At 66.0% G+C, this 16,852-nt stretch carries 17 protein-coding genes; 9 read left to right on the top strand and 8 right to left on the bottom strand.

Going from position 1 to position 16,852, the window contains the following annotated elements; genetic code table 11:
- Window positions 1-46 precede the first annotated feature (46 nt).
- Window positions 47-958: a transcriptional activator NhaR gene (gene nhaR, locus FBX97_RS26795; protein ID WP_141838535.1), complete on the bottom strand. Its 912-nt coding sequence runs from the start codon at window positions 956-958 to the stop codon at window positions 47-49.
- Between the two features lie 132 nt (window positions 959-1,090).
- On the opposite strand from nhaR, the gene FBX97_RS26790 reads away from it, so the two are divergent.
- The 8 genes from FBX97_RS26790 (at window position 1,091) to FBX97_RS26755 (ending at window position 8,662) form a co-directional block, all read left to right on the top strand.
- On the top strand, window positions 1,091-2,161 hold the full coding sequence (locus tag FBX97_RS26790; RefSeq protein ID WP_141838533.1) for a DUF475 domain-containing protein: 1,071 nt from the start codon (window positions 1,091-1,093) through the stop codon (window positions 2,159-2,161).
- Window positions 2,162-2,253: 92 nt separating this feature from the next.
- Complete coding sequence (locus FBX97_RS26785) at window positions 2,254-2,829, top strand: TerD family protein (RefSeq protein ID WP_141838531.1); 576 nt, start codon at window positions 2,254-2,256, stop codon at window positions 2,827-2,829.
- A 64-nt stretch (window positions 2,830-2,893) separates the two neighbouring features.
- Window positions 2,894-3,589, top strand: coding sequence for a TIGR00266 family protein (locus FBX97_RS26780; protein WP_141838528.1), 696 nt, complete (start codon window positions 2,894-2,896; stop codon window positions 3,587-3,589).
- A 32-nt stretch (window positions 3,590-3,621) separates the two neighbouring features.
- A complete protein-coding gene (locus tag FBX97_RS26775) occupies window positions 3,622-4,206 on the top strand; it encodes a TerD family protein (RefSeq protein WP_141838526.1) in 585 nt (194 codons plus the stop codon).
- Between the two features lie 274 nt (window positions 4,207-4,480).
- Window positions 4,481-5,365, top strand: coding sequence for an ABC transporter ATP-binding protein (locus FBX97_RS26770; RefSeq protein WP_141838524.1), 885 nt, complete (start codon window positions 4,481-4,483; stop codon window positions 5,363-5,365).
- Window positions 5,362-6,813 (top strand): hypothetical protein, encoded by a 1,452-nt coding sequence (locus FBX97_RS26765; RefSeq protein ID WP_141838521.1) that lies wholly within the window; start codon window positions 5,362-5,364, stop codon window positions 6,811-6,813. Before FBX97_RS26770 ends, FBX97_RS26765 begins: the two co-directional genes overlap by 4 nt.
- 5 nt (window positions 6,814-6,818) lie before the next feature.
- The gene (locus FBX97_RS26760) at window positions 6,819-7,217 is read left to right on the top strand and encodes a GntR family transcriptional regulator (protein ID WP_255517653.1); all 399 of its coding nucleotides are present in this window, start codon (window positions 6,819-6,821) and stop codon (window positions 7,215-7,217) included.
- On the top strand, window positions 7,214-8,662 hold the full coding sequence (locus FBX97_RS26755) for a hypothetical protein (RefSeq protein ID WP_141838519.1): 1,449 nt from the start codon (window positions 7,214-7,216) through the stop codon (window positions 8,660-8,662). Before FBX97_RS26760 ends, FBX97_RS26755 begins: the two co-directional genes overlap by 4 nt.
- A 13-nt stretch (window positions 8,663-8,675) precedes the next feature.
- Here FBX97_RS26755 and ggt read toward each other — a convergent pair whose 3' ends face one another.
- Genes ggt through FBX97_RS26735 form a run of 4 tightly spaced genes read right to left on the bottom strand, consistent with a single transcriptional unit; the run spans window position 8,676 to window position 12,870 of the window.
- Window positions 8,676-10,436, bottom strand: a complete 1,761-nt coding sequence (gene ggt / locus FBX97_RS26750; protein WP_141838516.1) for a gamma-glutamyltransferase — start codon at window positions 10,434-10,436, stop codon at window positions 8,676-8,678.
- Window positions 10,433-10,906: a hypothetical protein gene (locus tag FBX97_RS26745; RefSeq protein WP_141838514.1), complete on the bottom strand. Its 474-nt coding sequence runs from the start codon at window positions 10,904-10,906 to the stop codon at window positions 10,433-10,435. The genes ggt and FBX97_RS26745 overlap by 4 nt, the downstream gene beginning before the upstream one ends.
- A 42-nt stretch (window positions 10,907-10,948) precedes the next feature.
- Window positions 10,949-12,427, bottom strand: a complete 1,479-nt coding sequence (locus FBX97_RS26740) for an MDR family MFS transporter (RefSeq protein WP_255517652.1) — start codon at window positions 12,425-12,427, stop codon at window positions 10,949-10,951.
- Window positions 12,424-12,870, bottom strand: a complete 447-nt coding sequence (locus FBX97_RS26735; RefSeq protein ID WP_141838513.1) for a MarR family winged helix-turn-helix transcriptional regulator — start codon at window positions 12,868-12,870, stop codon at window positions 12,424-12,426. The genes FBX97_RS26740 and FBX97_RS26735 overlap by 4 nt, the downstream gene beginning before the upstream one ends.
- 95 nt (window positions 12,871-12,965) lie before the next feature.
- Here FBX97_RS26735 and FBX97_RS26730 point away from each other — a divergent pair, with 95 nt between their 5' ends.
- A complete protein-coding gene (locus FBX97_RS26730) occupies window positions 12,966-13,850 on the top strand; it encodes a dienelactone hydrolase family protein (protein ID WP_141838511.1) in 885 nt (294 codons plus the stop codon).
- Window positions 13,851-13,899: 49 nt separating this feature from the next.
- Here FBX97_RS26730 and rpoH read toward each other — a convergent pair whose 3' ends face one another.
- From rpoH to FBX97_RS26715, 3 genes are all read right to left on the bottom strand, one after another.
- On the bottom strand, window positions 13,900-14,790 hold the full coding sequence (gene rpoH, locus FBX97_RS26725; RefSeq protein ID WP_141838509.1) for an RNA polymerase sigma factor RpoH: 891 nt from the start codon (window positions 14,788-14,790) through the stop codon (window positions 13,900-13,902).
- 462 nt (window positions 14,791-15,252) lie between these two features.
- Window positions 15,253-16,179: a permease-like cell division protein FtsX gene (ftsX, locus tag FBX97_RS26720; protein ID WP_141838507.1), complete on the bottom strand. Its 927-nt coding sequence runs from the start codon at window positions 16,177-16,179 to the stop codon at window positions 15,253-15,255.
- Window positions 16,176-16,844: a cell division ATP-binding protein FtsE gene (locus FBX97_RS26715; RefSeq protein WP_141838505.1), complete on the bottom strand. Its 669-nt coding sequence runs from the start codon at window positions 16,842-16,844 to the stop codon at window positions 16,176-16,178. Before FBX97_RS26715 ends, ftsX begins: the two co-directional genes overlap by 4 nt.
- Window positions 16,845-16,852 lie beyond the last annotated feature (8 nt).

Below are 16,852 nucleotides of genomic sequence, written 5' to 3'. Positions count from 1 at the left end.
ATTAACTAAAAGGCAATCCCTGTGCAGGCATTGTACAGCTTACCGTTTACCCCGCTCCAAGTTCACCTGTCTGGGCCGCCGCGAGGATGGCCTCGACCGCCGGATGCTTGATCTTGCGGTCGTTGGAGATCACGTAGAACTGTTCGCGCACGCTCGGCACCTTGCCGATCCGGACCGCGCCGAACTGTTGCTCGACCTCGGTGGCCAGGGCCGCCGGTGCGAAGAACAGGCCCAGGCCGCGCCGGCCGAAGGTATTCAGGAGGGCATTGTCCTCGAATTCGCCGACCACGTCCGGCCGCACGTGGTGCTGGACGAACCATTCGTCGATCTTGCCGCGCAGGGCATTATTACGTGCCGGTAGTAAAAAGGGCGCGCCGTTCAAATTCCCGGGGAAGCCGTCGCCGTCGTGGTAGCGCTCGGCCAGGGCGGGCGTCCCGACCACTTCCATCTCGCTTTCGAACAACTGGTGGCTGAACACTTTCAGGGCGCTGCTGGCGCGCACCTCGCGGTCGGTCAGCACCACGTCCAGCTTGTGCAGGGCGAGGTCGGCCAGCAGCGCCTCGAACTGGTCTTCGTAGCAGACCAGCCTCACGGCCCGGTCCATCTGGGTCGCCGCTTCCAGCATGCGGTAGGCCGACAGCTTGGGCAGCGAATCCGAGATGCCCACCGTCAGGCGGATGCGTCCGCTGTCGGCCTCGTTCAGTGCTTCCTGCAGCTGCTCGCCCAACAGGAAAATCTGGTCGGCGTAGTTCATCGCCACGCGGCCGGCCTCGGTCAGGACCAGGCGCCGGCCCTGCTGCGTGAACATGGCCTTGCCCAAGGCCTGTTCGAGCAGGGTCAGCTGCGAACTGATGGTCTGCACGGCCAGGCCGAGGCGCTCGGCGGCGCGCGTGATGCCGCCTTCCTTGGCCACGACCCAGAAGTAATACAGGTGGCGAAAATTGATGTCGTTCTTCATGAAATAGGCTCGAATTCTTCAGCTAGCAGGTTTTTTCGAAGTAATACTCACAGTATCTTCGCTTTTTCCTTTTGATGCTGATCTTTACACTGCGTCTTGTCAATAAAAAACAAGAGCAGGGGTGAATCAAACATGAAGCATTTCAGAATTTCATTCATCGTGACGGCGCTATGCCTGGCGGTGGCCGGCTGGTGGGGTTACGAACATGGCGGCATGGGGGGGCTGGTCACGGCGGTGGGTATCGCCGCGATCCTGGCCGTGATGGAAGTCTCGCTGTCCTTCGACAACGCGGTGGTCAACGCCTCGGTGCTGAAGACCTGGGATGAGTTCTGGAAAAAACTGTTCCTCGGCGTCGGCATCATCATCGCCGTGTTCGGTATGCGCCTGCTGTTCCCGCTGGTGATCGTCGCGGTGGCGGCCGACCTGGGCCTGATGGACGTCTGGAACCTGGCGCTGGAAAACCCGAAAGCGTACTCGCAGCACCTGACCAACCACCACGCTGAAGTGGCGGCATTCGGCGGCATGTTCCTGCTGCTGGTGTTCCTGAACTTCCTGTTCGACGACGAGAAGGAACACCACTGGCTGGGCCACTTCGAAGCCAAACTCGGCGCGCTGGGCAAGGTGTCCTCGATCTCGGTGATGATCGCGATCGGCGCCCTGATGGCCAGCCTGTCGCTGGTGACCGAGGCGCAGAAGATGGTGGTGCTGATGTCGGGCCTGTGGGGCATCCTGATCTACGTCGGCGTGGATGTGCTGAGCAACCTGCTGGAAGGCTCGGAAGAGGGCGGCGGCGAGGTCGGCGAGATGGTCAAGCGCGGCGGTATCGGCGGCTTCCTGTACCTGGAAGTGCTGGATGCATCGTTCAGCTTCGACGGCGTGATCGGCGCGTTCGCCATCACCAACGACGTCGTGATCATCATGCTGGGCCTGGCGATCGGTGCAATGTTCGTGCGTTCGCTGACGGTGTACCTGGTGGACAAGGGCACGCTCGACCAGTACGTGTTCCTCGAGCATGGTGCCCATTATGCGATCGGCATCCTGGCGCTGATCATGCTGGCAAGCATGAAGTTCCATGTGCCTGAAATGATCACCGGCCTGGCAGGCGTGGCCTTCATCGGCGCCTCGGTGTGGTCCTCGATCCGCTACCGCAAGAAGCAGGCAGCGCTGGGCCTGGACAAGAAAGCTGTTGCACACGTCGAGTGACGTGAGCATGTAAAGAACCTGCGGCGAATGGCAGAACACCAGTTCGCTGCAGCAGTACCAAGGTGTTCACAATAACTGAAGGAGAAACCATCATGGCAATCAGTCTGCAAAAAGGCGGTAACGTCAACCTGTCGAAAGAAGCGCCGGGCCTGTCGAGCCTGAAGCTGGGCCTGGGCTGGGACGTCCGCGCCACCGACGGCGCCGCATTCGACCTCGACGGCGTCGCCTTCCTGCTGAACCAGTCGGGCAAGGTGCGTTCGGATGCCGACTTCATCTTCTACAACAACGCCAAGTCCTCGGACGGCTCGGTGGTCCACTCGGGCGACAACCGCACCGGCGCCGGCGAAGGCGACGACGAGACCCTGAGCATCGACCTGAGCAAGGTCCCGGCCGACGTCGACCGCGTGGTGCTGGCAGTGACCATCCACGAAGGCGACACCCGCCGCCAGAACTTCGGCATGGTCGGCAAGGCGTTCATCCGCTGCATCAACGCCGCCAACAACAGCGAGATCGCCCGCTACGACCTGTCGGAAGACGGCTCGACCGAGTCGGCCATGGTCTTCGGCGAGGTGTATCGTAACGGCGCGGACTGGAAGTTCCGTGCAGTCGGCCAGGGCTTCAACGGCGGCCTCGGCCCCCTCGCCAAGAACTATGGCGTGAACGTCTAACGTTAAGACCCACGATGCCGCCCGTGCAGCCGTTGCGCGGGCGGTCACGACCAAGGAATTCAAAATGCCAGTATTTACCGTAACCGGGGATGTCGATCCCTTCCTGCACGTATCGATGAAGCGCGGCGAGACCATCTACTGCGAATCGGATGCGATGGTCATGATGGAATCGACGCTCGACCTCAAGGGCAAGATGAAGGGAGGACTGGGCAGCGCGCTGATGCGCACCTTCGCCAACGGCGAATCCTTCTTCCAGCAGCACATCGAGGCGACCCGCGGCGACGGCGACTGCCTGCTGTCGCCGACCCTGCCGGGCGCGATGCAGGTGGTCGATTGCGGCATGAAGCAGTACATCATCAGCGACGGCGCCTTCGTGGCGGCCGCCTCCGGCGTCGACCTGAAGGTGCGCACCCAGAGCGTGGGCAATGCGCTGTTCGCCCAGAGCGGCGGCTTCTTCGTCACCGAGACCCAGGGTTCGGGCCAGGTGGTGGTGTCCGGCTTCGGTTCGATGAACGAGCTGGAAGTCGAACCCGGCAAGGACGCGATCATCGACAACTCGCACGTGGTGGCCTGGGATTCGACCCTGCAGTACGAGGTGTCGGTAACGACCGGCCAGAGTAGCGGCTTCCTCGGCAACCTGATCAACAGCCAGACCAGCGGCGAAGGCATCGTCCTGCGCTTCTCGGGTCGCGGCAAGATTTACGTCTGTTCGCGCAACCGCAATGCATTCAAGGCATGGATGCAGACGCCGGCGCGCTGAAGCAGGCACAACGAATATAGGAGTCAACAATCATGAGCGTCAATTTACAGAAGGGTCAGAAAATCTCGCTGGAGAAGGAAGCCGGCGGCGCGCTGTCGCGCGTGACGATGGGCCTGGGCTGGGACGTCGCCAAGAGCAAGGGCTTCTTCGGCTTCGGCGGCGGCAAGGGCGAAGCGGTCGACCTCGACGCGTCCGTCGTGCTGTTCGACGAGAGCAACCGCCCGGTCGACGTGGTCTGGTTCCGCCAGCTGAAAAGCCGTGACGGCAGCATCACGCACACCGGCGACAACCGCACCGGCGCCGGCGACGGCGACGACGAGCAGATCGTGGTCGACCTGAACGCGGTACCGCCGAGCGTGAAATCGCTGGTGTTCACCGTGAACAGCTTTACCGGCCAGAATTTCTCGACCGTCGCCAACGCCTTCTGCCGCATCATCAATGCCGGCAACCAGCAGGAAATCGCGCGCTACGACCTGTCGGTGCAGGGCACGCACACGGCCCAGATCATGGCCAAGCTGTACCGCCACAACGGCGAATGGAAGATGCATGCGATCGGCGAGAACGGCAGCGGCCGCACCTTCGACGACCTGATGCCGCAGATCGTGCCGCATCTGTAATCGCTCTACAGAATGACAGCGCGTGCCCCATGAAGCGCGCCTGACGACAGATCACGCGGACTCCCCGGTCCGCGCGATTGGGTGCTTGGGACCCAAACTTTAACGGCTCTGCTTGCAGAGCCGTCTTTTTTTGTCCGGACGGGCGTCACTCCAGGTTCGTAAATATTTGTTGACCTCAGCGTAACTCTGTCTTACTGTATCACTCAATTAATACAGTAGATTAGATGATCATCTACACCGTCGATATTGTTTGCAACCCTCCTGAAGGACGCACATGAACTCGCAATCCGGTTTCCCCAGCATCGAGATGTCTTCGGTATCGAAACACTTCGGCAGCCAGCGCGTGCTGGACGGCCTCGACTGGCAGGTCGCGCGCGGCCAGGTAGTCGGACTGCTGGGCCGCAACGGCGCCGGCAAGTCGACCCTGCTCGAATGCATGCTCGGCCTGCGCGAGCTCGACGGCGGCAGCGTGGCGGTGCTGGGCGAGGATGCCGGCCGCCTGTCGGAAAAGGTATTGGCGCGGATCGGCTACGTGCCGCAGAAACCGGACCTGTTCGACTGGCTGACGCCGCTGCAGATGCTGGATTACTTCAAGGCCATGTACCCGCGCTGGAACACGGGCAAGGTCGAGGGCCTGCTGTCGCGCTGGGGCTTCGATGCGGCCATGCGCAGCAAGCAGATCAAGAAGCTGTCCGGCGGCGAGCAGCAGCGCCTGGCAATCATCCGCGCGCTGGCGCACGACCCGGACCTGTTGATTCTCGACGAACCCGTCTCGGCGCTGGACCCGGTGGGGCGGCGCGAGTTCCTGCGTGAACTGGTCGAGCAGGTGATCGAGCGCGGCACCACGGTGGTGTTCTCGACCCATATCCTGTCCGACCTGGAGCGCGTCGCCTTCGACCTGGCGTTCCTGAAGAACGGCAAGATCGCGCTGCAGGGCCAGACCGATGCGCTGCTGGAAGGCGCGCGCCGCATCCTGGTCCCGGTGTCGAACCTGCCGGCCGCGCCGCTGGCAGGCGAGGTGCGGCGCCACCAGGACGGCGCCATGGCCAGCGTGATCGTGCAGGCGCCCAACGCCGACGTCGAGCGCCTGGCGCGCGAGCCGGGCGTGCGGGTGGAAGCGCTGACGCTGGAAGATCTGTTCATCGAGGTCACCAAATGACGGCGGCGCTTGGCGATTACCGCGCCATCCTGCGGGTAACGATGGTGCGCACCGCCGACAGGGTGATCAAGGGCATGACCCTGGTGGGACTGCTGAATACGGTGAGCCTCGTCGTGATCTCGGGCATCCAGATCGCGCGCCACAAGATGGACCTCGCCCTCGGACTGCGCATGCTGGGCGGCATCGCCTCGGTGTGGCTGATGCTGGCCTGGTCCGCGGTGTTCGTGCCCAGGGCGATCATGCTGCATTCCGCGGTCAACGCCCGCCTGATACCGCGCCAGCGCCGCCGCCTGATGGGGATGGCGGCCGCCGGCTGGCTGTTGAACACCGGCCTGATCACGGCCGCCCTGGGGATCTGGGCGGCGTTTCCGCTGGTGGGTACGGCCGTGCTCGGCATCGCCGTGATCCTTGCCGGGAACATGGCAGGAATCGTGCCGGTCATCCTGGCCGCCAACTGGCCGCTGACCTCGACGCTCTTGCCGCCGGCGGCGGTCGAGGCGCTTACCGGCACGACGGGGCTGCTGGCCGCATCGGCAGCGATGCTGGCGGGTGCCGCGGTGTGCATGCGCTGGATGTTCCCGCGAGGCGGCGACGGCCACCTGGACCGGCGCGCCCGGCAAATCGAGCGCATGCAGTGGGTCCGCAACGGCGGCAACTGGCCCCAGTACCTGGAAAGCGGCACGATGTCCGGCGCCAGCGTCCTGCGCCTGTACGCCTTCGCGCTGCGCCGCGACTGCGGCGGGGCATCGCAAGGGCGCAAAAGGGCCGACCCGGGCAAGATGCTGATGCACGCATTCGGGCCGGGGGTGCACTGGAGCTACTGGGTCGCCAGCATCGGCATCATCCTGGCCATCGCTGCCGTCATGCGTTTCATCATCGGCTGGCGCGCCGGCGCCTCGGCCCTCGGCTACATCACCTCCGGATCGCTGGGCGGCATGGTGTCGATGATCGTGATGAGCACATCCCAGCTCATCCAGGCGATGAACAGGACGCCGGGCGAGCAGGCCCTGCTGCGCCTGACGCCGCTGGCCGGCGACCACGGATTGCTGAACCGGCGCCTGGCCACGCAGATCCTGCGCTACGTGCTGTCGGTCTGGATCATGCTGACGGCGACGATCCTGCTGGCGAGCTTCATGATCGGCGGCAGCGCCGCCTTGCTGCTCCAGGCCGGCTTGTCCTGCCTGGCCGGCCAGGTGGCCCTGACAAGCGTGCTTGGCGACCATGCGCGCGAGGGCGGACGGCACCTGGGCCACTTGCTGCTGGCCGGCCTGCTGGCGCTGCTGGAGGCCGGCCTCGCCTTCGGCGCAGGCTGGCTGACGCATACGCCGTTCGCGGTCTGGGTGATCGCGATCGCCGTCGTGGTCACGGCCCTGCAGCTGCGCCATGGCTGGCGCCGCATGATGGCGGCGCCGCCGGCCTTCCCGGCGCGCCGCCTGGCCTTATCATAGCGGCGATGATGACGACCCATACCGCCTCCCTGTTCTCGATCGCGACCGGCTCCGCCGATCCGATCTACCGCCAGCTCGTCGAGCAGGTACGCCGCCTGGTCGTGTCCGGCCAGCTGGCGCCCGGCGACGAGATGCCCTCGGTGCGCGAGATCGCCCAGGCGCTGGCACTGAACCCGATGACCGTGTCCAAGGCCTATGGCCTGCTGGAGATGGACGGGGTGCTGGCGCGCCGCCGCGGGCTCGGCATGATCGTGGCCGGCACCGCCGGCGCCGGCAAGCCGGCCGAGCGCGCGGCGCTGCTGCGCCCGACGCTGGAACGCGCCGCGCGCGAGGCGCGCGAGTTGGAACTCGACCCCAGGACCGCCCTGGATTTGTTTGCAGCCATCCTGAAGGAAGCGCAATGAAGATGATGACCCGTGCCTTGCGAGACTACCGCGCCCTGTGGCGTGCCGCCACGGTGCAGCGGGTCGAGGGCGCGCCCCGGCTGATGCGCCGCCTGGCCATCCTGCTGCTGCTCGGCGGCGCCGGCTTCCTGGCGCTCGCCATCGTGCGCGGCGGGCTGGATGGCTGGATCGCCGCGCGCCTGCTGCTGGGCCTCGGCACGGCCTGGGTGGCGCTGGTCTGGGCCTTGTTGTTCGTGCCCGGATCCGCGCTGATGAATATGGCGAGCCACGCGCGGCTGGTGCCGCGCCAGCGCCGCCGCCTGATGCAGATGAGCGGCGGCGGCTGGCTGCTGCTGACGCTGGCGTTGACGGCGGTGGCTGCCGACTGGACCGTGTTGCCGCTGGCCGGCGCCTATCTGCTGTCGTTCGCGGTGGCGCTCGCGAGCGGCAACCCGCGCGCGCTGCTGCCGATCATCGTCATGGGGAACTGGGGCTGGCTGTCGCGCCGCGTGCTGCCGCCGGGGCTGGGTGAGACCCTGGCCGGCGAACCCGCCATGGCGGTATATACGGTGTTGCTGGTGCCGGTTGCCGCCTGGACGCTGCGCTGGATGTATCCGGCCGGGGGTGACGCCCACTTCGCGCGCCAGGACGCGTTGCGCAGCAACTTCGCGCGCTTCGAGGGCATCGGTGGCGGGACCCGCTCCCTCGAAGGCGGCGGCGCCACGCTGCGTGCCTACGCTGCGGCCCTGCGCCGCGATTGCAGGGATGGGCGCCGGCGCGCCAACCCCGGGCGCATGCTGATGCATGCGCTGGGTCCGTCCGTGCATTGGAGTTCCTGGGCCGGCCTGGTCGCCGTGATGCTGGCGGTGGGCATCGCCATCCGCCTGCTGGTGTGGCAGGCCGGCAGCGCGCCCCAGCAGGGGGCCGCCGCCCATGGCGTGGGGGCGGGCCTGGGCATGCTGATGCTGGCGATCCTGTTCAGCACCGCTGCGTTCAGCCAGGCGATCGACCGTACCCGCGGCGAACAGGCGCTGCTGCGCTTGACGCCGCTGGCCGGCGACACGGCCTTGCTGAACCGCCGCCTGGCCGGGCAGCTGCTGCGGCGAGGGCTGGGCTTGTGGGCCGGGCTGACGCTGGCGATCCTGTGCGTCAGCATGCTGGCCGCGGGCCCCGGTGTGCTGCCGATCCAGTTCGGCCTGTGCTGCCTGGCCGGCCAGGTAGCCATGATGGGTCTGCTGGGCGACCATGCCGGCCAGGGTGGCTGGCGTCCGGCGCTGGCCTGGCGCGCGGCCGGCCTGGCGCTGCTGGAACTAATGGCCGCGGCGGGCCTGGCCTGGGTCAGCGGCATGCCGGTCTGGGCATGGATGGCGGCGGTTGCCCTCGCCGTGGCCGGCTTCCTGCTGCGCCGTTCGTGGCAAGGCATGCTGGCCGCGCCGGTGGCGTTTCCGGCGCGGCGCCTGGGCTAAGCCGCGGATGGGCTCAGTGCGCCCGTTTCTGCACCAGCCCGGTCCCGATCCCATGGCGGCGCACCTCGCTCACCGCCGTCACCGTGCCGTCCGGGTTGAACACGATCGCATTCGCCGCCCCGATCTCCTCGGGTGGCGGGCTGGCTTCCCACTTGTGGCCGAACGCTTCCAGTGCCTTCGCCTGGACGCTGCCCGTGAAGCCCGGCTCGACCGAGGTTTCCTTGGCGTTCCTCTGCGACAGGCGCGGCGCGTCGATGGCCTGGTCCATCGGCATGCCGAGGTCGATGTAGTTGACGATGGTCTGCAGCACGGTGGTGATGATGGTCGCGCCGCCCGGGCTGCCGATGGTGAAGGCCGGCTTGCCGTCCTTCAGCACGATGGTCGGCGCCATGCTGCTGCGCGGACGCTTGCCGGCTTCGGGGATGTTCGGCGCCGGGCCGGTGAAGTCGAAGTCGGTCATCTCGTTGTTCAGCAGGAAGCCGTAGCCCGGCACCACGATGCCGCTGCCGCCCCAGGATTCGATGGTGAAGGTGTAGGAGACGACGTTGCCTTCCTTGTCCGACACGGTGAAGTGGGTGGTGTGCAGGCCTTCTTGCTGGATCACGCCCTGGCGTGGGCGCAGCGGGAAGCTCTGGTCGTTCTCATATAAAAAGGCGTCGCCGGCCGCGGCCACGGCGGCGGCCTTGTCGACACGGATCAGCGACCGGCGCTGGGCCGCGAACTGCTTCGACAGCAGGCCGTCGACGGGCGCGTCCACGTATTCCGGGTCGGCCAGGTAGGCGTTGCGGTCGGCAAAGGCCAGGCGCGACGCTTCCAGGTACAGGTGTTCGACGTTCGCACGCGGCATCGCTTTCAGGTCATAGCCTTCGAGGATGTTGAGCGCCTCGGCCACCGCGATGCCGCCGCTGCTGGGCAGGGGCATGCCGTAGATGTCGTAGCCGCGGTAGGTCGAGCGGATCGGCTGGCGGATGCGCGCCTCGTAGTTGGCGAGGTCCGCCAGCGTCATGTTCCCGGTGCGTACCGAGACGCCGGCGGCGAGCGGCGGCCGGTTGACGGCGTCGACGATGGCCTGTGCCAGCGGCCCCTGGTAGAAGGCTTTATAGCCCTTGGCGCCGAGTTCGCGGTAGGTCTTGGCCAGGTCCGGGTTCTTCAGCAGGGTGCTGGCTGGGACCGCCTTGCCGTTCCTCAGGTAGAGCTGGCTGGTGCTGGTGAACTGCTGGAATTTCTTTTCATTGTCGGCCACCAGATGATTGAAGGTGTCGCTGACCGTAAAGCCCTTGGTGGCGACGTTGATGGCCGGCGCCAGCACCTGTTTGAAGGACATGGTGCCGTAGCGTTCCAGCGCTTCGTGCCAGCCGCGCACCGTGCCCGGCACGCCGACCGAGGCGCCGCTAGCGACCGCGGTGTCGAAGTCGATCGGCTTGCCGTTCTCCATGAACACCGACGGGCTGAAGGCGGCCGGCGCGGTCTCGCGGTGGTCGACCGTGACCACGCGCTTGTCTTTCGCCAGGTAGATCACCATGAAGCCGCCGCCGCCGATGCCGCAGCTGAACGGATCGGTGACGCCGAGCGTCGCGGCGGCGGCCACCGCGGCGTCGATCGCATTGCCGCCCTTGTTGAGGATGGCGATCGCCGATTCCGAGGCTTTTTCGCTGATGGTGGCGACGGCGCCGCCGCTACCGGTCGAGACCGGGGTCTTGGCGAAGGCAAGGGGAGGCGGCAGTACGATCGACAGGATCAGGGCGCCGGCGAGCGCTTTGGTGGATGTGGTCATGGGCGGGGAGGTGAGTGGGGATTCGTCGGGGCAGTGATTTTCAGCGTCACCGGCATCAGGTCGGCCGTCCTGGCCGAGCCGGCGCGCGCCGCCGGGACGCTGCCGAGGTCGAGGGCGACCTGCGCGCCGTGCAGGGCGGCCGGCGTGGCGACCGGCTGGTCGGGACCGAGGGTGAATTCTTCGCTGCCGTCGCGGTCTTGCAGGATGAAGCGGAAGGCCAGGCGGCCGGCCCAGATGCAGCGCACGTTGGCGGGACAGCGGCTGTCGCTGAAGCTGTCGTAGGTCAGCGTCACGCCGCGCGCCAGGTCGAGACTCTCGCGTGGCTGCAGCACGTAGGTGGCATCGTGGACCGGCGCCGCCGCGCAGCCGGCCAGGGCCAGCACGGCGGCGGCGCCCAGCATCTGCATCCAACCCTGCGCTAAAAACCGGTACGGCGTCATCGGACCATCCATATGATTGCGTCCGTTCATGATAGCAAAGTCGTCAGCCGGCCCGGCATCCGGCTGGACGGCTTATTTCTTTTCGGACGGCGGCAGTTTTACCTCGGGCAGGAACAGCAGCGCCACCAGGCCCACCAGCACGATCACGGTGCCGGCGCCGAAGATGTTGGCGATCGCATGGCGGTAGACCGCCTGCATGGCCGGATCGAGCGTCACGCCGGTGCCGGCGCTGGCTGCCGCCGCGATGCCGTGCGCATGCAGCTGGTGCGCCAAAATCGCGCCCGAGCCGGTCACGCCCAGCAGGCCGCCGAGCGACCGGAAGAAGGTCAGCATCGCGGTGCCGACGCCGCGCCGCGCCGGGGGCAGCGCATACTGCACCACGATGGTCATGTTCGGCATCACCAGGCCGAGGCCGGCGCCCAGCATGAAGATCGCCGGTTCGATCACCGGGTAGCCCTGGCCGCTGTCCATGCCCCATGCCAGCAGGCCGAACGAGAGCACCGCCACCACCAGGCCCCCGATCTGCACCTGTTTGTACTTGTTGGATTTCGCCAGCACCCTGCCGTTGAGGGTGGAGGCGATGATCATCCCGACCATCATCGGCACGGTCAGCATGCCGGAATGGGCCGGGCTGCTGTTCATGACCAGCTGGAAGAACAGCGGGAAGAACACGCTGGCGCCCATCAGGCCCATGAAGGTCAGCGCCATCACCAGGCTGGCGATGTTGAACACGCGGTTGGCGAACAGGTCGGGCGGCAGCACCGGCTCGGCCGCGCGGCGCAGGTGGAACACCAGCCAGGTGCCCAGCACCACGGCGAGGGCGGCGCAGACCTTGATCTGGGGCGCGTCCCACGGCCATTCGGTGCCGCCCAGTGCCAGCACCAGCAGCAGCGAGACGATGGTGCCGGTCAGCAGGACCGAGCCCAAGTAATCGATGCGCTGCGCATGGGTGCGCACCGGCTTTCTCAGCGAACGCGCGATCGACCAGAACGCGAAGGCGCCGACCGGGAGGTTGATGAAGAAGATCCAGTGCCAGGACAGCAGATCGGTCATCACGCCGCCCAGCACCGGCCCCAGGATGCTGGTGATCGCGAACACGATCGCGATCGAGCCCTGGCGCTTGGCGCGCTCCTGCGGCGGCACCAGGTCGCCGATGATGATCTGGGCCAGCGGCATGAAGCCGCCCGAGCCGAGGCCCTGGATCGCGCGGAACACGATCAGCTGCGTCATGTCCTGGGCCAGGCCGCACAGCACCGAGCCCACCAGGAAGGTAGCCAGCGCGGTGAAGATCATCGGCCGCCGGCCGTACTGGTCGGCCAGCTTGCCGTACAGCGGCATGGTGGCGGTCGAGGCCAGCACGTAGGCGGTCACGACCCAGGACAAATGGGCCATGCCGCCGAGGTCGCCGACGATGCGGGGCAGGGCGGTGGCGACGATGCTCTGGTCGAGCGCGCCGAGGCCGAGCACGGCCATCAGGGCGAAGTAGACGGCGCGGATTTCGCGCTCGGTGACCGGGACGGCGGGGGTGTCGAGTTGCGCGTTCTGTGTCATGGCTGGGTGTTGGCGATGAGGGTGAGCGGTTCGATGGCGGCGGCGAGCTGCCGCATCTGGTCCGGAGAAAGGCGGGCGACGCGCTGCGACAGCCAGTCCATGCGCTGGGCATGCATCTGGTCGAGACGGTCCTGGCCCTCCTGGGTAAGCTGGAGGCCGCTGCGGCGCCGGTCCTGGGAATCGGGCGCAGCGCGCGCCAGCAGGCCGGCCTGTTCCAGTGCCTTGACCTGGGCGCTCATGGTCGGGTTGCGCACCTGCTGCATGCGCGCCAGTTCGGCCACGCCGATGCCGGGACGCTCGCCGACGCTGTGCAGCAGCATCGTTTGCAGCAGCGACAGGCCGCTGTCCTGGCGCTCGGCGTCGCGGCGCATGGCGCGCATCAGGCCTTTCAAGGCGCTGCGCAGGTCTTCGGAGAGCTGCGCGGGGTCCGGGTTGGTGATCATATGTATGAGTTAGGTAGGCTACCTAACTATATTAGATCAGGATGGCCTGACCCGGCAAGAGAGCGTATGCTGTCGAACAAACAACGGAGCCCACGATGACCCGACTGACTGCAGACGACTTCGACCCCGAAGTCCTGAAACTTTTCGACGGCTATGTGCACGGCCAATTGTCGCGCCGCGATTTCCTGTCGCGCGCCGGCCGCTACGCCGTCGGCGGCGCCACCGCCGCCACCCTGCTGGCGCAATTGTCGCCTTCGTTCGCGGCGCCGCTGGTGGCGCCGCTTGACGCGCGCCTGAAGACCAGCTACCAGGAATACCCGTCGCCGCAGGGCTACGGCAAGCTGCGCGGCTACCTGGCCATGCCGGCGGAGGCCAAGGGCAAGTTGCCCGCAGTGCTGGTGGTGCACGAGAACCGCGGCCTGAACCCGCACATCGAGGACGTCACGCGCCGCCTGGCGCTCGAGGGTTTCATCGCCTTTGCGCCGGATGCGCTGTTTCCATTAGGAGGCTATCCAGGCGACGAGGACAAGGCGCGCGCGCTGTTCCCGAAACTGGACCAGGCCAAGACCCGTGCCGATTTCGTGGCCGCCTTTGACATGCTGAGTAAATTGCCTCAAGCCACGGGCAAGGTCGGCGTGGTCGGTTTCTGCTGGGGCGGCGGCATGGCCAACTACCTGGCCACCCAACTACCGGCGCTGGCGGCCGCAGTGCCGTTCTACGGCGCCCAGCCGGCCGCGGCCGACGTCCCGCGCATCAAGGCGCCGCTGCTGATCCACGACGCCGCCAAGGACGAGCGCATCCTGGCCGGCTGGCCCGCCTACGAAGCCGCGCTGAAGGCCAGCAACATCGCCTACCAGCACTTCGTCTACGCAGGGACCGAGCACGGCTTCAACAACGACACCACGCCGCGCTACGACGAAGCCGCCGCCAAGCTGGCCTGGAGCCGCACCGTCGCCTTCTTCAAGGACAAGCTGGCCTGAAAAAATAAAAGGCACCCTTGGGTGCCTTCTTGCTTGCTGCGGAGCCGGGTCAGACGTAAGCGGCGAGGGCCGTTTTCATCTTTTTCAGCGCGGCGGTCTCGATCTGGCGGATACGCTCGGCCGACACGCCGAACTCTTCGGCCAGCGTGTGCAGGGTTGCACCGGAACCGTCGTCGTTGGCGAGCCAGCGTGCTTCCACGATGCGGCGCGAACGCGGATCCAGTTTACCCAGTGCCGTTTCCAGGCCTTCCGACTGCAGGCGCACCACCTCTTCGGCTTCGAGCACCTTGGTCGGTTCCTGCTGGTCCGACGACAGGTAGGCGATCGGCGAGAACTTGTCGTCTTCGTCGTCGGTCGGCGCTTCCAGCGCGATGTCGCGGCCCGACAGGCGGGTTTCCATTTCGACCACTTCTTCGCGCTTCACGTCGAGCATCTTGGCCAGGTCGGCAACTTGCTGCGGCGACATGGCGTCGAGGCCCTGCTTGTTGCTGCGCAGGTTGAAGAACAGTTTACGCTGTGCCTTGGTCGTCGCGACCTTCACCAGGCGCCAGTTCTTCAAGATGTATTCGTGCATCTCGGCCTTGATCCAGTGCATCGCGTAAGACACGAGGCGCACGCCCTGGTTCGGATCGAAACGTTTGACTGCTTTCATCAGGCCGATGTTGCCTTCCTGGATCAGGTCGGCGTGCGGGAGGCCGTAGCCCAGGTAGCCGCGCGCGATCGACACCACCAGGCGCAGGTGAGACATCACCAGCTTCTGCGCGGCATCCAGATCATTGGCATCGCGCAGACTTTTGGCCAGCGAGACCTCTTCCTCATGGGTCAGCATTGGCAGACGGTTCACCGCCGAGATGTAAGCGTCGATATTGCCGAGGTTGCCGTTAAAACCGAGTCCCAGAGCACGGCTGCCAGCAGGAACCAATGCGGATTGTGCGGACATAGTCATTTCCCTTTAGAGTGAGCTGTACTGCATCATCAATCTGCCATACACCGTACCCCGAAGGCGTAACAGTATGGCTTGTTACGGGATGCGAGACGTTGTGCTATCGAGCCACCAAACGTCATGTACGGACACTATATTAGCACTCTCTTGAAGTGAGTGCTAGAAGCCTCCATGTTCCCGATGACGCCTTTAAGTTTCACTAAAGTGTTGCTTTTAGGAATCTAATTGAGGTGCGTTTCAACTGTAGGGCAGAGTTGAGCGGTGCAGTTGATTTAACTCAAACGTGACCCATATATCGTTTGAATTCCGTTGAAGACAGGTTAGGCGACCAGTGCTTGGCGTTCTGTTGGATGGCGCACTTAGGGGTGTAGGCGGATGCCTCGCGTCCGCCGCAGGTTTGACTGGCCAGCAGCGGACGAGTTAGCAGAAGAGCAAGCTCGGCCGAGCTTGCAGGAAGCGTTATTTCAGGCGTGCAAGGTGGCGCTGTACCGACAGCATCGCTCCGACCAGTCCCAGTGCGGCGCTGATCGCCAGCAAGCCGACGATGCCCAGCGCCGGCAGCGCCGTCAGCTGGAAGTCCGACGCGTACAGGCGCGCAAACTCGCCGACCGCCGTGTTGAGCGGGCGCAGCGCCAGCGCCACCGCACCCAGGGCCACGGCGCCGGCACAGACGCCAAGCAGGGCGCCGGTGTAGTAGAACGGGCGGTGGATGAAATTGTCGGTGGCGCCGAGCAGCTTCGAGACCGCGATCTCTTCGCGCTGGGTCAGCACCTGCAGGCGGACGGTGTTGAATACCACCGCGATCACCACCACGCCCAGCGTCAGGGCCAGCAGCAGCAGCGCCAGGCGCAGCACGCCGAGCAGGGCGGCCAGGCGCTTGACCCAGGCCGAATCGACCTGCACCGAATCGACGCCCGGCAACTGGCGCATGTGGTCGGCCAGCAGGTCGACGCGCGCCGCCTCGGCGGTACTGGTTGCGGCAAAACCGTCCAGCTTCATCACGTAGCTGTCGGGCAAGGGATTGTCGCCCAGTGTGTCGATGACGTCGTCCAGGCCGCTCTTTTCCTTTAGCGTGTCCAGTGCCTGTTCGCGCGGCACGAAGCTGATCTTCGCATGGTTGCCTGCCAGCAGCTGCTGCAGCTGCGGCGCCAGTGCCTGGGCATCTTCGCGCGGCACGCCGGGCTTCATGAACAGGCTGATCTCGGGATCGACCGCCAGCTGTTCGGACAGCGGACGCACGTTGTCGAGCAGGGTCACGCCGGCAAAGGGCAGGGCCAGCGCCACCGCCACCACCAGCACGTTGAACAGGAAACTGCCGGGCGACTTGCGCACGGTGGCGAGCGCCGCGACGAAGGCGAAGCGATGCTGGCGGAACCAGATGTTCATGCACCACCTCCGATGCCGTCCATCACGTGGCCATGCTCGAGGCGGATCACGCGCGCGCCGCTGTCGAGGATCTGCTCGTCATGGCTCGAGATCACGCAGGTCACGCCGGCAGAGTGAAAGGCGTGCAGGGCGTCGATCACCTTGTCGGCCGCGGCGCGGTCGAGGTTGGCGGTGGGCTCGTCGGCCAGGATGATCTGCGGGCGGTTGACGATCGCGCGCGCGATTGCCACGCGCTGCTGTTCGCCGCCCGACAGTTCCATTGGCAGCGCCCGGGCGCGCTCTAACAGGCCGACCTTGTCCAGGGCAGCACGCGCGCGTTCCGCCGCCTGCGCCTTGGGCGCGCCGGTGACGATCAGCGGCAGCATCACGTTGGCCAGCAGGTTGCGGTCGTTGAGCAGGCGCTGGTGCTGGAAGATCAGGCCCAGGTTGCGCCGCAGGAAGGGCACACCGGCCTTTTTCAGCTTGCCGATGTCCTGGCCGTTGACGGTCACGCGGCCCGAGGTCGGGCGCTCGATCGCGGCCACCATCTTCATCAGGGTCGATTTACCCGCGCCGGACGGGCCGGCCAGATAGACCAGCTCGCCCCTGGCGATGTTCAGCGTGACGTCGGACAGGGCCAGGGCGTCGGCCGAATATTTCTTGGAGACGGACAGGAATTCAATCATTCTCGAGC

Origin of the sequence: Herbaspirillum sp. SJZ107 (assembly GCF_006715485.1) — a bacterium.
Classification (GTDB): Bacteria; Pseudomonadota; Gammaproteobacteria; order Burkholderiales; family Burkholderiaceae_D; genus Telluria.
This window is presented reverse-complemented; position numbering and strand designations above follow the sequence as displayed.